The 16,076-nt window shown below is 53.7% G+C and carries 14 protein-coding genes; 8 read left to right on the top strand and 6 right to left on the bottom strand.

Annotated features, from left to right (window positions below):
• Positions 1 to 2: 2 nt before the first annotated feature.
• Positions 3 to 1,331, bottom strand: coding sequence for a PTS sugar transporter subunit IIC (locus Y71_RS04715; protein ID WP_007370343.1), 1,329 nt, complete (start codon positions 1,329 to 1,331; stop codon positions 3 to 5).
• A gap of 276 nt (positions 1,332 to 1,607) precedes the next feature.
• Between Y71_RS04715 and Y71_RS04710 the strand changes: the two genes are divergently transcribed.
• Entirely contained in the window at positions 1,608 to 2,618 is a 1,011-nt protein-coding gene (locus Y71_RS04710; RefSeq protein ID WP_007370342.1) for a LacI family DNA-binding transcriptional regulator, read from the top strand.
• Here Y71_RS04710 and lysA read toward each other — a convergent pair.
• Complete coding sequence (gene lysA, locus Y71_RS04705) at positions 2,615 to 3,877, bottom strand: diaminopimelate decarboxylase (protein WP_007370341.1); 1,263 nt, start codon at positions 3,875 to 3,877, stop codon at positions 2,615 to 2,617. The two genes, Y71_RS04710 and lysA, sit on opposite strands and share 4 nt — an antisense overlap.
• A 120-nt stretch (positions 3,878 to 3,997) precedes the next feature.
• Here lysA and Y71_RS04700 point away from each other — a divergent pair, with 120 nt between their 5' ends.
• Entirely contained in the window at positions 3,998 to 4,924 is a 927-nt protein-coding gene (locus tag Y71_RS04700) for a LysR family transcriptional regulator (protein WP_035942074.1), read from the top strand.
• Here the strand turns inward: Y71_RS04700 and Y71_RS04695 are convergent.
• Complete coding sequence (locus Y71_RS04695; protein WP_007370338.1) at positions 4,921 to 5,613, bottom strand: aspartate/glutamate racemase; 693 nt, start codon at positions 5,611 to 5,613, stop codon at positions 4,921 to 4,923. The genes Y71_RS04700 and Y71_RS04695 overlap by 4 nt on opposite strands.
• Positions 5,614 to 5,764: 151 nt before the next feature.
• On the opposite strand from Y71_RS04695, the gene Y71_RS04690 reads away from it, so the two are divergent.
• The 6 genes from Y71_RS04690 (at position 5,765) to Y71_RS04665 (ending at position 12,149) form a co-directional block, all read left to right on the top strand.
• Complete coding sequence (locus Y71_RS04690; RefSeq protein WP_007370337.1) at positions 5,765 to 6,088, top strand: cupin domain-containing protein; 324 nt, start codon at positions 5,765 to 5,767, stop codon at positions 6,086 to 6,088.
• Between the two features lie 504 nt (positions 6,089 to 6,592).
• Entirely contained in the window at positions 6,593 to 7,483 is an 891-nt protein-coding gene (locus tag Y71_RS04685; protein ID WP_007370336.1) for a carbohydrate ABC transporter permease, read from the top strand.
• Positions 7,476 to 8,378, top strand: a complete 903-nt coding sequence (locus tag Y71_RS04680; protein WP_007370335.1) for a carbohydrate ABC transporter permease — start codon at positions 7,476 to 7,478, stop codon at positions 8,376 to 8,378. Before Y71_RS04685 ends, Y71_RS04680 begins: the two co-directional genes overlap by 8 nt.
• A gap of 12 nt (positions 8,379 to 8,390) precedes the next feature.
• The gene (locus tag Y71_RS04675; protein WP_007370334.1) at positions 8,391 to 9,518 is read left to right on the top strand and encodes an ABC transporter ATP-binding protein; all 1,128 of its coding nucleotides are present in this window, start codon (positions 8,391 to 8,393) and stop codon (positions 9,516 to 9,518) included.
• A gap of 144 nt (positions 9,519 to 9,662) precedes the next feature.
• Entirely contained in the window at positions 9,663 to 10,952 is a 1,290-nt protein-coding gene (locus Y71_RS04670) for an ABC transporter substrate-binding protein (RefSeq protein ID WP_007370333.1), read from the top strand.
• 66 nt (positions 10,953 to 11,018) lie between these two features.
• A complete protein-coding gene (locus Y71_RS04665) occupies positions 11,019 to 12,149 on the top strand; it encodes an oligogalacturonate lyase family protein (RefSeq protein ID WP_007370332.1) in 1,131 nt (376 codons plus the stop codon).
• A 239-nt stretch (positions 12,150 to 12,388) separates the two neighbouring features.
• On the opposite strand, the gene araE is transcribed toward Y71_RS04665, so the two are convergent.
• The 3 genes from araE to kduI all read right to left on the bottom strand — a co-directional run bounded on the left by araE (position 12,389) and on the right by kduI (position 15,781).
• Positions 12,389 to 13,807 (bottom strand): arabinose-proton symporter AraE, encoded by a 1,419-nt coding sequence (gene araE / locus Y71_RS04660; protein WP_007370331.1) that lies wholly within the window; start codon positions 13,805 to 13,807, stop codon positions 12,389 to 12,391.
• A 315-nt stretch (positions 13,808 to 14,122) separates the two neighbouring features.
• Positions 14,123 to 14,884: a 2-dehydro-3-deoxy-D-gluconate 5-dehydrogenase KduD gene (gene kduD, locus Y71_RS04655; RefSeq protein ID WP_007370330.1), complete on the bottom strand. Its 762-nt coding sequence runs from the start codon at positions 14,882 to 14,884 to the stop codon at positions 14,123 to 14,125.
• 60 nt (positions 14,885 to 14,944) lie between these two features.
• Positions 14,945 to 15,781, bottom strand: a complete 837-nt coding sequence (gene kduI / locus Y71_RS04650) for a 5-dehydro-4-deoxy-D-glucuronate isomerase (protein WP_007370329.1) — start codon at positions 15,779 to 15,781, stop codon at positions 14,945 to 14,947.
• Positions 15,782 to 16,076 lie beyond the last annotated feature (295 nt).

The following is a 16,076-nucleotide window of genomic DNA, read 5'->3' as shown; positions in this document are numbered from 1 at the left end:
CCTCAGGCATTGTTGGCGGCTTGCGCCTGTAATTGCGCCTGTTCCGCGCGGCGGGAGGCGATCTTCACAAACGGCAGATAGATAACGACGGCGGTAACAATGCAGATTAACTGGGTAACCACCGCCCCCATTGAGCCTGCGGTAGAGAGCCAGGCATTGATCAACGGCGGCGTCGTCCAGGGCACCATCACCACGGCTTTCCCGGCAAAACCGGTTACCGTCGCGAAGTAGCCGATCGAGCCGGTCACCAGCGGGGTGATAATGAACGGAATGGCGAGGATCGGGTTCAGCATGATCGGCATACCGAAGATCACCGGCTCGTTAATATTGAAGATCCCAGGACCTATCGACAGCTTGGCGATCTCTTTCATCTCTTTGCGTTTCGTGGCGATCATTACCGCAATCAGCAGGCCGATGGTCAGGCCGGAACCGCCGATGCTCATGTACACATCCCAGAACGGCATGGTGATGATGTTCGGCACCTCTTTCCCTTGCTCAAAGGCGCTCATATTGACGGTGATCGCCCCCAGCAGCAGCGGTTCGCGGATCGGTTTGATCATTTGGTTGCCGTGAATACCGATCACCCAGAACAATTGCGCGACAAACATCAGCAGCAGAATGCCGGGCAGGCTTTGTACCACGCGCTCCAGCGGTTGCTGCACCACCTGATACACGGCGTCATACAGATACATGCCGGTCACCTGATGGAAGACGAAGCCGAAAGTGGCGATCAGCGTGGTGGTAATGATCGCCGGGATCAGCGCCGAGAACGAGGCAGAAACGTTCGGCGGTACGGTATCCGGCATTTTGATCTTCAGGCTCTCGCGGTTTTCCAGCCAGCAGTAGACTTCCACCGACAAAATAGCGATAAACATGCCGAGGAACAGGCTGCGGGTATCGGAGAACTGGCGCAGCAGCACATCTTTCACCACGTGCATCTGGCCATCCACCATCATCTCGACAGTAGTGGGCGTCACGCAGATAAAGCAGATCACCGCCAGCAGACCGGGAAACAGCGACTTGATGCCGTTAATACGCCCCAGTTCAATACCAATTAAAAACACCGCACCAATGTTGAGGAAGTTCAGCGTGGCATAGTTAATGGCGCTGGTAATCGGTTTGAGCGCGGCGAGAAACGACAGCGCCTGGAAGCTGGCGAGACCGTTTTTCGGGTCCAGTACCATGTTGGAAATTAATACCGAGAACGCGCCGACAATAATGACCGGCATCAGCGTAATAAACGAAGATTTGATCGCCATGATATAGCGATAGCTGTTGAACTTGGTGGCGAAACTACCCAGAGAATCAATGAGTTTTTCTTGTAGGGCCATAGGGTCACACCTCAGTTAAGGGGGGCTTTTTTTATCGGTACAGGTATACAGCCGGATTCCATTTGGCATACCAAAAATAGCCACAGCGTTAGAAAAGTTCTGTGACCCGGCTCGCAAGCCCTCTACTGGTATTCCAAAACGAAGCGATTACTCACATTGGCATGCCACCTTAGCTTTTTCAGGGATATTTCCGTACTTAAGCCAAACCCACCCGCTACGCCTTAACCCGCGAAATGAGTGTGTTAAACTGCCTCTCATTAATGCGGAGAGCTTGTCATGGTCACAATGCTGGATGTTTCACTGCGCGCAGGCGTGTCGAAAGCGACGGTTTCCCGGGTGCTCAACAAAACGGGGCAAGTCAAAGAGAGCACCCGCGCTCAGGTTTTTAAAGCGATGGAAGAGCTGGGGTACCGCCCCAATTTTCTGGCGCAATCGCTGGCGAATCGTACCAGTAATAGCATTGGCCTGGTGGTTTCCAGCTTTGACGGTTTCTATTTTGGCCGCCTGCTACAGCAGGCTTCCCGCCGGACGGAATTTCACGGTAAGCAACTGATTGTCACCGACGGTCACGACACGCCGGAGCGGGAAACGCTGGCGGTGCAGATGCTGGCGGACCGTCGCTGCGACGCCATTATTCTCTATACCCGTTTTATGAGTGAAAACAGCATCCTGCGTTTGATCGATGAAACGCCGATGCCGCTGATCGTGATCAACCGCGAATTATCCCAGGCGCATGATAAATGTGTCTTCTTCGAGCAGCAGGATGCCGCCTTCCAGGCGGTGGATTATCTGGCGGGCCTTGGCCACCGCGAGATCGCCTGCATCACCGTGCCAATTCATACTCCCACCGGCAAAGCGCGACTAATGGGGTATCGCAAGGCGCTGGAAAAACATGGAATTAGCTGGGATGCGGGAAGAGTAAAATACGGCGACGCCACCATGACGCGCGGCTATGAGTTGTGCCGTGAGATGTTGCAGGAAGGGGCGCATTTCAGTGCCTTGTTCGCCTGTAACGATGATATGGCGCTCGGCGCATCGAAGGCACTCTACCAGGCCGGTTTGCGCATTCCGCAGGATATTTCGCTGTTTGGTTTTGATGATGCGCCCAGCGCTCGCTGGCTGGAGCCTGGGCTGTCAACGGTCTATCTGCCGATCGATACCATGATCGCCACGGCTATCGATCAGGCAATCAAACTGGCGAATGCCGACGAGATTGAACCGATCCCCCCGTTTACCGGCACGCTGGTATTGCGCGATTCGGTGGCGGCGGGACCGTATCAGGATTAGAACTGCTCCAGCGCCAGCAGCTCGTCGATGGTCTGACGGCGGCGGATCAGGCGCGCAACGCCATGATCAAACAGCACTTCCGGCAGCAGCGGGCGGCTGTTGTAGTTTGACGACATCGATGCGCCGTACGCGCCGGTATCATGCAGCACCAGATAATCCCCCGCTTTTACCGCAGGCAGCGCGCGGGTTTCCACTTTCCCGCCCTCTTGTTGGGTAAAGACATCGCCGGATTCACACAGCGGCCCTGCAACCACGGTGTCGATAAGTTCAGCCTGATGCAGATCGCGGCCATCGCCAGCCAGCGCGGTAATGTGATGATAGCTGCCGTACATCGCCGGGCGCATCAGATCGTTAAAACCGGCGTCAATCAGCACAAAGTGGCGGCTACCCATATTCTTCACGCTGCGCACCTGCGATACCAGTACGCCGGATTCAGCAACCAGGAAGCGTCCCGGTTCGATCTCCAGTTTCACCGCATGGCCGAGATGTTTGGCGATTTGCTCGCGAGCGGCATTCCACAAACCAAAATAGTGAGCCGTATCAACCTGATCTTCCCCTTCATGGTAGGGAATGGAAAGCCCGCCACCGGCGGAGATAGCCGGCAGATCCTGGCCGAAATCCACCACCTGACGCACCATTGCGCCGCACACCTGCTCAAGATGGCCGTAATCAACGCCGGAACCGATGTGCATATGAATGCCCGCCAGTTTTAGCTGATAGCGCTGCATCACCGCCAGAGCCGCATTGAGATCGCTGTACCAGATACCGTGTTTGCTATTTTCACCGCCGGTATTGGTTTTCTGGCTGTGGCCGTGGCCAAAACCCGGATTGACGCGCAGCCAGACGCGATGGCCCGGCGACACAGCGCCGAGCTGTTCCAGCATATCGACGGAACCGGCGTTCACCGCAATGCCCAGCTCGCTGACGCGCGCCAGCGTGGCGTCATCAATCACATCGGCAGTGAAAACAATATCGTCCGGATGCGTTTGCGGATCGTAACCCGCTGCTAACGCACGCTCGATCTCGCCCAGCGACACCGAATCAACTTTCACGCCCTGCTCGCGCATCAGGCGCAGAATATGAATATTTGAGCACGCCTTTTGCGCGAAACGCACCACATCAAACGCGCTGAGTTTGGCGATTTGCGCGCGAATAATTTGCGCATCATAAACCCATACCGGGCAGCCAAATTCAGCAGGCAGCCGCAGCAGGTTTTCGGCATTCAGGTCGGTATCGGTCTGGTGTAGTGAGCGTGGCATGGTGAACTCCGTCAGCAATTTTTACTGATTACGCCACAGCGCGAAGGGAATAAAAAATATCGTTTTATCGCGACTCTATGCAAAAATGATATGGATAACCCACAGCAACGAGATCCCGCGATGCCAGTTGTTAACTTGCGCCATATCGAAATTTTTCACGCGGTGATGACCACCGGCAATCTGACTGAAGCCGCAGCCTTGCTGCATACCTCGCAGCCGACGGTCAGCCGCGAGCTGGCGCGCTGTGAAAAGGTGCTGGGGCTGAAGCTGTTTGAACGTTCGCGCGGGCGTTTGCATCCTACGGTACAAGGGCTGCGGCTGTTTGAAGAGGTGCAGCGCTCATGGTACGGGCTGGACCGAATTGTCAGCGTCGCCGAAAGCCTGCGCGAGTTTCGCCAGGGGGAACTCTCCGTCGCCTGTTTGCCCGTCTTCTCGCAATCTTTTTTACCGCTGCTGTTACAACCTTTTCTCGCCCGCTATCCGGATGTCAGCCTGAACATTGTGCCGCAGGAGTCGCCGTTGCTGGAGGAGTGGCTGTCGGCACAGCGCCATGATTTAGGCCTGACCGAAACGCTGAGCACCCCGGCGGGCACCGAACGTACGCCGTTGCTGACCTGTAATGAAGTGTGCGTGATGCCGCAGGAGCACCCGCTGGCCAGCAAAACGGTGCTGACGCCAGCCGATTTTCAGGGGGAGAATTACATCAGCCTGTCGCGTACCGATAGCTACCGGCAACTGCTGGATGCGCTGTTTACGGAACATCAGGTGAAACGGCGAATGGTGCTGGAAACCCACAGCGCCGCCTCGGTTTGTGCAATGGTGCGCGCGGGCGTTGGGCTTTCTGTGGTTAACCCGCTGACAGCGCTGGATTACGCCGCCAGCGGTATCGCCGTGCGCCGTTTTAGTATCGACGTCCCCTTTACCGTCAGTCTGATCCGCCCACTGCATCGTCCGGCGTCGGCGCTGGTGGATGCTTTCGCGCGCCATTTACAGGCAGCCATGCCGCTGATCGCCCAGCCGCTGGCCGCCATGCTGGGCGAGTCCTAAGAGAGCATAAAATTCACTGCATCGGCCGCGTGCAGCGCGGCGGTGTCAAACACCTTAATCGGGCTGCTCTTTTCCGGTATCAGCAGGCCAATCTCGGTACAGCCGAAAATCACCCCTTCGGCGCCTTCACTCGCCATTTGTTTGATCAGATTGATAAAATAGTAACGCGACTCATCGCTGAATGTGCCAAGGCACAGCTCTTCAAAGATGATTTCATTCACGCGTTCGCGATCTTCCGGGCCGGGTACGCAGGTTTCGATACCAAACTGTTTTTCCAGCCGCCCGCGATAAAAATCCTGCTCCATGGTGTAACGCGTGCCCAGCAGCGCGACGTTGCGCATGCCCGCGCTTTCAATGGCGCGCCCGGTGGCATCGGCAATATGCAGGAACGGAATATGGCAACGCTCTTCAATTTGCCCGGCCACTTTGTGCATGGTGTTGGTACAAAGCACAATGGCTTGCGCGCCAGCCTGCTCCAGACCCGCAGCGGCCTGCGCGAGGATCTCACCCGCTTTATGCCACTGTGCCGTTGCCTGGCAGGCTTCGATTTCGTGAAAATCCAGGCTGTGCAGCAACAAACTGGCGGAGTGCAGACCTCCCATCCGGGCCTTCACACCCTCGTTAATCAGGCGATAGTAAGGGATGGTCGATTCCCAGCTCATCCCACCCAGCAGCCCTATCGTTTTCATAGCGTTTCTCCGTCAGGTTTTGCAATCAGTCAATCAAAGTTGTGATCGACTTTCAACTTCTCTGGTCTCGCGTTTATTTTTGCGGAACGCTGAGATAAATTATTTTGAAACAACGTTTCACTAACTCTTTTCTTCACTACAGGACAGCCCGATGTTTATCTTCCATAAAGACACTCAGCTTGACGATCTGGGCAACGGCGTAACGCGTCGTATCCTCGCCCATGGCGGCAAAATGATGGCGGTCGAAGTCATGTTCGAACAAGGTGCCATCGGCCCGATGCACAACCATCCTCACGAACAGCTCACGTATGTCTTATCCGGTGAATTCGAATTTACCATCGGTGATGAGAAACATATCGTCACCGCAGGCGATACTCTTTATAAGCAACCGCACATTATGCACGGCTGCGTCTGCCTGAAGGCGGGAACCCTGCTTGATACCTTCACCCCGGTGCGCGAAGATTTCTTAAAATAATGATAGTAAGCACCCTAATTAACGCCCCCATTATTGGGGGCGTTTTTTATTTCCCACAGACAGTAAAATAATTCGCCAGATCATCGTTTTCATTTTGAATGGTTTCATTCTGCGATACTTAATCCGCGGCAACAATAGGTGTTTATTTCCCCTGGATGATTCTGTAAACCCCGTGTTTTTCGGGCGAAAAACGCTACCACCTCACTTTATTGAAACATCGTTTCGACTTTGATCACATTTCGCGAATTAATCGAATGACGCGAATTTAAAACCCAATAAAATATTTTAAAACGATGTTTTACAAATCAAGAATGCATGTTCAGACGTTATTAAAACCAGGGGTTTTACTAATAATTTCTGGTAGTTAGACCTACATTGCGCTGGCTACGGCAAATATTGTGAGCGAGCGCACATACAGACGCTGTTTTTATCCCCGCGGCTACGGCGGCGGGAGAAAGTAACTCTCCGAATCCGTATTACACATTGTTCGCCAGGTAGGTATGTATGAATGAAAACAGACTACTGGGATTGGCCTGGATATCGCCCTACATTATTGGGTTGATAGTCTTTACGGCTTTCCCATTCATTTCATCATTCTTTCTCAGTTTTACTGAGTACGATTTGATGAGCCCGCCGGTATTTAACGGCATCGAAAACTATCGCTACATGTTTACGGAAGATACCCTCTTCTGGAAATCGATGGGCGTGACTTTTGCTTATGTCTTTTTGACCATCCCGCTGAAACTGGCCTTTGCGCTGGGTATTGCCTTTGTGCTGAATTTTAAACTTCGCGGCATCGGCTTTTTCCGTACGGCTTACTACATTCCGTCCATTCTCGGCAGCTCTGTCGCCATTGCCGTACTGTGGCGCGCGCTGTTCGCCATTGATGGCCTGCTGAACAGCTTTATCGGCGTGTTCGGCCTGGATCCGGTGAACTGGCTGGGCGAACCGTCGCTGGCGCTGATGTCGGTGACGCTGCTGCGCGTGTGGCAGTTTGGCTCTGCAATGGTGATCTTCCTTGCCGCACTGCAAAACGTCCCGCAATCCCAGTACGAAGCGGCAATGATCGACGGTGCCAGCAAGTGGCAGATGTTCATGAAAGTGACCGTACCGCTGATTACGCCGGTGATTTTCTTCAACTTTATTATGCAGACCACGCAGGCGTTTCAGGAGTTTACCGGCCCGTATGTCATCACCGGCGGCGGCCCGACCTATTACACCTATCTGTTCTCGCTCTACATCTACGATACCGCCTTCAAATATTTCGATATGGGCTACGGTGCGGCGCTGGCCTGGGTTCTGTTCCTGGTCGTGGCGGTCTTTGCCTCCATCGCCTTTAAATCCTCGAAATATTGGGTGTTCTACTCTGCCGATAAGGGAGGCAAAAATGGCTGATATCCAACATCTCACGCCGGGCATGAAGGAAGCCGAACGTGAAGTGGCGCGCACCCTGCGCCGCGAGAAAATCAGCGCCTGGATCCGCTATACGATCCTGCTCTTTGTCGGCCTGTTAATGCTTTACCCGCTGGCGTGGATGTTCTCTGCGTCGTTCAAACCGAACCATGAAATCTTCACCACGCTGGGGCTGTGGCCGACGCACGCAACGTGGGACGGTTTTATCAACGGCTGGAAAACAGGGACGGAGTACACCTTCGGCCATTACATGCTGAACACCTTCAAGTATGTGATCCCGAAAGTGATCCTGACGATTATCTCTTCAACGGTGGTGGCTTACGGTTTCGCCCGCTTTGAAATCCCGTGGAAGAACTTCTGGTTCGGTACGCTGATCGCCACCATGCTGCTGCCAAGCACCGTGCTGCTGATCCCGCAGTACCTGATGTTCCGTGAAATGGGCATGCTCAACAGCTATATGCCGCTCTATCTGCCACTGGCTTTCGCCACACAAGGTTTCTTCGTCTTTATGTTGATTCAGTTCTTACGCGGCGTGCCGCGCGACATGGAAGAAGCGGCGCAGATCGACGGGTGTAACTCCTGGCAGGTACTGTGGTACGTGGTGGTGCCGATCCTGAAACCGGCCATTATCTCTGTCGCGCTGTTCCAGTTCATGTGGTCAATGAACGACTTTATCGGGCCGCTGATTTACGTCTACAGCGTGGATAAATACCCGATCGCACTGGCGCTGAAAATGTCCATCGACGTGACCGAAGGTGCGCCGTGGAACGAAATTCTGGCAATGGCGAGTATCTCCATTCTGCCGTCCATCATTGTCTTCTTCCTGGCACAACGCTACTTCGTACAGGGCGTAACCAGCAGCGGAATTAAAGGTTAAGAGGGAAGTATCATGGCTGAAGTGATTTTCAACAAACTGGAAAAGGTCTACTCCAACGGCTTCAAAGCGGTACATGGTATCGACCTGAAAATTGCCGACGGTGAATTTATGGTCATTGTCGGACCAAGCGGCTGCGCCAAATCCACCACCCTGCGTATGCTGGCAGGCCTTGAAACCATCAGCGGCGGCGAAGTGCGCATCGGCGAGAAGATCGTCAATAACCTCGCACCGAAGGCGCGCGGTATTGCCATGGTGTTCCAGAACTACGCGCTCTACCCGCATATGACCGTGCGGGAAAACCTCGCCTTCGGCCTGAAGCTGAGCAAGCTGCCGAAAGATGAGATCACCAAACAGGTGGATGAAGCGGCGAAAATCCTCGAACTGGAAGAGCTGATGGACCGGCTGCCGCGTCAGCTTTCCGGCGGCCAGGCGCAGCGTGTAGCGGTCGGCCGCGCGATTGTGAAAAAGCCGGATGTGTTCCTGTTCGACGAACCGCTGTCGAACCTCGATGCCAAACTGCGTGCTTCCATGCGCATCCGTATTTCCGACCTGCACAAGCAGTTGAAGAAATCCGGTAAACCGGCAACCACTGTGTATGTCACCCACGATCAGACCGAAGCGATGACCATGGGCGATCGCATCTGCGTGATGAAGCTCGGCCATATCATGCAGGTCGATACCCCGGACAACCTCTATCACTACCCGAAAAACATGTTCGTGGCGGGCTTTATCGGCGCGCCGGAAATGAACATCAAACCAGCGAAAATTGTGAAAAAGGGTGAGCAACTGCATATCACCCTCGGCCACGAAACGCTGGCGCTGAATGCGCGTCAGCAGGAGAAAGTGGTGGGCTATGCCGACAAAGAGGTGTTCTTCGGCGTACGTCCGGAATTTGTCTCCGTTGCCGATGAGCCGTTCGATGAAGACTGCGGCAGCGGCGATCTGGTGCGTGTCGAAAACATGGGGCACGAGTTCTTTATTTACCTGAAAGTCGCTGACTACGAGTTAACGGCACGAATTCCTTCCGATGAAGCTAAGCCAATGATTGCAAAGGGACTTCATCGTAAGGTGTATTTTAAGTTTGATATGAATAAGTGTCATATTTTTGACGCAAAAACAGAACAGAACATTTCCCTATAAAAAACGAAATCCTTCGGGATGCGTCGAGGCGGCAAGCCGGTGCATCCCCGGGAGCTTATATCAGTAAGTGACCGGGGTGCGCAGGCGCAGTCAACAACGCAGCAGCCTGAAGAATAAAGTTTAAACAAACTCTGGAGTATAAAAATGAAAAAAGTGCTTATAGGCGCCGTTATCTCCGCAACTCTGGGCATGTGCGCTGTACCCGCAACTGCTGCTGATAATGTTGACCTGCGTATGTCCTGGTGGGGGGGCAACGGTCGTCATCAGGTCACATTAAAAGCGCTGGAAGAGTTTCACAAACAGCATCCGAACATTAACGTTAAATCCGAATATACCGGCTGGGACGGCCACCTCTCCCGTCTGACCACACAAATCGCAGGCGGTACCGAACCGGATGTAATGCAAACCAACTGGAACTGGCTGCCGATTTTCTCGAAAAATGGCGAAGGCTTCTACGACCTGAACCAGGTGAAAGACATCATCGATTTGAGCCAGTTCGACGCCAAAGAGCTGCAATCCACCACCGTTGACGGCAAGCTGAACGGCATTCCGATCTCCGTTACCGCGCGCGTCTTCTACTTTAACGATGAGCAGTGGAAAAAAGCGGGCGTCACCTTCCCGAAAACCTGGGATGAGCTGTTAGCCGCAGGCAAAACTTTCGAAAGCAAGCTCGGCAAACAGTATTACCCGGTGGTGCTGGAGCATCAGGATACGCTGGCGCTGCTGAACTCTTACATGGTGCAGAAGTACAACATTCCGGCCGTTGACGAAAAAGCGAAGAAATTCAGCTACAGCAGCGAGCAGTGGGTGGAATTCTTCCAGATGTATAAAAAACTGGTCGATAGCCATGTGATGCCGGATGCCAAATATTATGCGTCGTTCGGTAAGAGCAACATGTATGAGATGAAACCGTGGATCGAAGGTGAATGGGCCGGTACTTATATGTGGAACTCCACCATCACCAAATACTCCGACAACCTGAAGCCGCCAGCCAAACTGGTGCTGGGTGATTACCCGATGTTGCCGGGTGCAACGGACGCGGGTCTGTTCTTCAAACCGGCGCAGATGCTGTCGATTGGTAAATCCACCAAACATCCGAAAGAAGCGGCAGAAGTGATTAACTTCCTGCTCAACAGCAAAGAGGGTGTGGAAACTCTGGGTCTGGAGCGTGGCGTGCCGCTGAGCAAAGCCGCAGTGCAAACGCTGACCGCCAACGGTGCAATCAAAGAGAACGATCCCTCGGTGGCGGGTCTGCGCCTGGCGCAGTCTCTGCCGACCAAACTCTCTGTGTCGCCGTACTTTGACGATCCGCAGATTGTTGCCCAGTTCGGCACGGCGATTCAGTACATCGATTATGGTCAGAAATCCGTGGAAGAAACAGCCGCTGATTTCCAGCGCCAGGCTGAACGAATCCTGAAACGCGCGATGCGCTAACGTTTTTCCGTCACGACATACCCTGCCTGCCCGCGGCAGGGTATTTTTTTATCTAAGGAGCCGCAGATGGCAAAGGGGAAAATTGTTCCACTCACCTTCCGTCACCAGCACGATGAAAAAACGGGGCACGAGGTTATTCGTCTGACGCCGCCGCACATTATTTGTCACCGTAATTACTTCTACCAAAAATGCTTTACCCGCGACGGCGGGAAACTCCTTTTCGGCGGCGCATTTGAAGGCCACTGGAATTACTATTTACTGGATCTCGCCCGTCACGAAGCAACACAGTTAACCGAAGGCGCCGGGGATAATACTTTCGGCGGCTTTTTATCGGCGGACGATCGTTCACTGTGGTATGTAAAAAACACCCGCGAATTACGGCGCGTTGATCTGCACACACTGGAAGAGCATATCGTTTATCAGGTCGATGACGACTGGGTGGCTTACGGCACCTGGGTGGCGAATTCAACCTGCACAAAACTGGTGGGTATCGAAATCAAGAAAAGCGACTGGCAACCGCTGACCGACTGGCAAAAATTCCGCGACTTCTACTTTACGCAGCCGGAATGCCGGTTGATCCGCATCGATTTACACAGCGGCGAACGCGACACGTTGCTGCAGGAAAAACGCTGGCTGGGGCACCCGATTTACCGTCCGTTTGATGATTCCACCGTGGCATTTTGTCATGAAGGGCCGCGCGATGTGATTGATGCGCGTATGTGGTTGATTAATGAAGATGGCAGCAACCTGCGCAAAGTCCGCCAGCACCAGCCGGGAGAGAGCTTTACCCATGAATTCTGGGTACCGGACGGCTCCGCGCTCTATTACGTGGCACATCAGGAGAACGATCCGCGGCGCTACCTGTTCAGCGCCGATCCGCAGACGCTGGAAAACCGTCAGTTAATGGCGATCCCACCCTGCTCGCATTTGATGAGTAACGAAGATGGCAGTTTAGTGGTGGGCGACGGCGCGCCGCACCATACCGGCGCTATTCATCTTAACGATCCGTTTATCTGGGTTTTCGATATCAACAGCGGCGAGCAGACCGCGATTTGCCAGCATAACAGTAGCTGGAAAGTGCTGGACGGCGACCGCCAGGTGACGCATCCGCATCCGTCGTTTACGCCGGATAATCAATGGGTGCTCTACACCTCGGATGCCGAAGGAATGCCAGCGCTCTATCTGGCGCGGGTGTAATGGTTATTGCGGGTGTAATGGTTATTGCCCGGTGGCGCTGCGCTTACCGGGCCTACGCGCTGCAACACCTTCAGCGATGAGACAATTTTTGGTTACACCAGGCTCACAGCCGGGGTTGTGTCCCCCGCGGGGATTGAGAAGGGGTGCGCGGCAGCATCCCTTCTCCCGTTCACGAGCCACAGAGCTTACGCGTCTGCTAAACATATGATGAACGGAACAATTCCACATACGTCAAACCGTTAAACCCCAATATCCCGCAGCTTCTCGCCGGACATCAGACGACGCTCGATATGCTCCAGCGTGACGTTTTTGGTTTCCGGTACCAGCCAGAACGTGACGCCGACAAACACCAGATTCAGCGCCGTATAGAGCCAGAACGTCCCGGCCGCGCCAATCGCATCCAGCAACGTCAGGAAACTCGCGCCAATAATCATGTTCGACACCCAGTTAGTGGTGGTTGAACAGGTGATACCAAAGTCACGGCATTTCAGCGGCTGGATCTCCGAGCAGAGGATCCACACGACCGGCGCGGCGCTCATCGCATATCCGGCGATGCACATCATAGTCATGCCGACCGACAGCCAGGACAAACCGCTGGACGCCGTGCCGTTATCAAACTGCATCAGACAGTAACCGAGGATCAGCGTGCCAATCGCCATCACGCTGAAACCAATTTTCAGCGCCGGTTTACGCCCTGCTTTATCCACCGTAAATACCGCGATAAAGGTGGCGAACATAAAGGTCAACCCGACCACCAGCGTGGCGATCATCTGCTCCTCAGTGGTCGTAAACCCGGCCATTTTAAAGATGCGCGGCGCGTAATACATGATGATGTTCATCCCGGTAAACTGCTGCATCGCCTGCAACAACATGCCGAGGAACACCGCGCGGCGCACATTGCGGTTGGTTTTAAACAACTGAAAACCGCCCTGTTTCAGTTTCAGGCTTTCGCGGATCTCGTTCAGCTCCTCGCGCGCTTTTTCCGAGGTATCGCGCAGCATCCGCAGCACCTCTTCCGCTTCGATATGACGCCCTTTTTGCGCCAGCCAGCGCGGGCTGTTGGGGAGGAAAATCACCAGAATAATCAAAAGCACCGCCGGCAACGCCAGCACGCCGAGCATCGCCCGCCAGTTACCGCTGTAGCTGAACGCCGTATCGGAGAGGAATGCCAGCACAATCCCCAGCGTTACCATCAACTGGTACATGCTGATCATCTTGCCGCGTACGTTTTCGCTGGCCATTTCTGAGAGATAGAGCGGTGCAGTGTATGAAGCAATCCCCACCGCAATGCCCAACAGCACGCGAGAAAGGAGCAGCATTTCCACGCTACCGGCAAACGCCGAACCGAGTGAACCGGCAACAAACAGCACCGCACCGGCCATCAGGCTGTATTTACGCCCCAGGCGGAACGAGAGCCAGCCGTTAAACAGTGCGCCCAGCGCTGCGCCAAGCATCATGCTGCTCACCACCCACTCCTGCAGGCGGCTGCTCAACACAAAATGATCGGTAATAAACGGCAGCGCACCGGCGATCACGCCGATATCAAGGCCAAACAACAGCCCGGCGACCGCTGCCGAAACAGAAACAAACAGGTTCATCCGCCGGGTGTCACGCAACGCGCGCGGAAGTGTTACAGAGTCATTACTGATAGAAGTCATTTTTTCCCTGCCTGCACAAAGTAAGGTGTTCTATGAAAGTAAGTCAGCAACCGCAGGGAGCGTCAGTGAGGAACTCGCGAAGATATGGATTAATTCGCTATGGCATAGTGTTTTGTGATGGAGTTTACAATTTTGAAAATATAGTTTAAGCACTAAACTAATTTTAAATATCTAATTTTTATAAAATTTATAAAGAAGAGTGTGATTTCACGAGAAATAGATATGGATTTTTCAATTAAACACATATGGACAAACATTATGCAGATATAAAAAAGCCTGCCCGCAGGCAGGCTTTTTCAGGCGCCGGCAGGCGAGTTAGCGTGCCAGCCAGCCGCCATCAACGGCCACGGTGTAACCGTTGATATAGTCAGATGCTTTCGACGCGAGGAACACCACCGGCCCTTTCAGATCGCTCGGCAGACCCCAACGCGCAGCCGGGATACGATCGAGGATCTCGGCGCTGCGCTGTTCGTCGGCGCGCAGTTGCTGGGTGTTGTTGGTCGCCATGTAGCCCGGCGCAATCGCATTGACGTTGATATTGTGCTTCGCCCATTCGTTAGCCAGCAGACGGGTGATGCCCATTACGCCGCTTTTTGACGCGGTGTAAGACGGAACGCGAATGCCGCCCTGGAAGGAGAGCATGGAAGCGATGTTGATGATCTTGCCGCCGTTACCCTGAGCGATAAAGTGTTTCGCCGCCGCCTGAGACATAAAGAATACGCTCTTGATGTTCAGGTTCATGACGTCATCCCAGTCCCGCTCGCTGAAGTTGATCGCGTCTTCACGGCGGATCAAACCGGCGTTATTTACCAGAATATCGATCTTACCGAACTCTGCGACCGCACGTTCCAGCAGTGCCGGAATGCCGTCGATCTTACGCAGATCGGCGGTCAGGCTGAGAAAACGACGGCCCAGCGCGGTCACGCGCTCGATGGTTTCTGTTGGTTCAACGATGTTGATGCCAACGATGTCGCAGCCTGCTTCCGCCAGACCCAGCGCCATCCCCTGACCGAGACCGGTATCGCAACCGCTCACCACCGCAACCTTACCTTGAAGAGAAAATGCATCCAGAATCATGTTAGTTCCTTAATCTATCAGCGCCTGTACCGGACAGGCATGGTTTTATGCTGCCCGCAATTAGCGCAGATCTTTTACAGCGACGTGATCCATGTCATCAAAGACCTGGTTCTCACCCACCATTCCCCAGATGAAGGTGTACGCACGCGTACCGACACCCGAGTGAATGGACCAGCTTGGAGAAATGACGGCTTGCTCGTTGTGCATCACGATATGACGCGTTTGCTGCGGTTCTCCCATCATGTGGAAAACGCAGGCATCCTCTTCCATGTTGAAGTAGAAATAGACTTCCATGCGGCGTTCATGGGTATGGCACGGCATGGTGTTCCACAAGTTGCCCGGCGCAAGCTCGGTCAGCCCCATGCTTAACTGGCAGGTTTCCAGCACATCCGGCACGAAATATTTATTGATGGTGCGGCGGTTACTGGTGAGCGGATCGCCAAGGGTGACCGGCGCGACATCCGCAGGGGTCACTTTTTTCGTTGGGAAGGTCATGTGCGCCGGCGCGCAGTTGTAGTAGAACTTGGCCGGTTTTGCGCTATCGATGCTGGCGAAAACCACTTCTTTCGCGCCTTTGCCAACGTATAACGCATCGCGGTGACCAATTTCATAGCACTGGCCGTCAACGGTAATGGTACCCGGACCGCCAATGTTGATGACCCCCAGCTCGCGGCGTTCGAGGAAATAGGTCACGCCAAGTTGCTTACCCACTTCGCCGCCGACAGAAACGTTTTTCTGTACCGGCTTAATGCCGCCGACAATGATGCGGTCGATGTGGCTGTAGACCATGGTGTATTCGTCATCAACGAACACTTTTTCAACTAAAAACTCATTGCGCAGGCCCTGGGTATCCAGCGTTTTGGCGTGCGCACTGTGGATGCTTTGTCTGACTTCCACAATAACCTCCGACGTAAATTTGACCGAAACGGCGCAAAACGGAACTGGAAACGTCGTTCCGTTTTTTCTTTAGACGCATCTTATCCCGGCTAAAACATGTTTTCAATTATTAATAAAACAACGTTTCAATTTTTATGCTGATTATTATGAAATCTGTAAGTGCGATCACGATTGTTTGGCGTTGACAGCGCCAGCGGAGGGGTTTCTTTACATCCTGAGCTTGAAATTAATAATATCAAACAATAAGTTAAGCTAATCTTTGAATTCCGGCAGCCGATCAGCACTTTTCCTGTTT

Origin of the sequence: Kosakonia radicincitans DSM 16656, assembly GCF_000280495.2 — a bacterium.
In the GTDB taxonomy this organism is placed as follows: Bacteria; Pseudomonadota; Gammaproteobacteria; order Enterobacterales; family Enterobacteriaceae; genus Kosakonia; species Kosakonia radicincitans.
The sequence above is the reverse complement of the archived record's forward strand: the minus strand, read 5'-3'. Positions and strand labels throughout refer to the sequence as shown.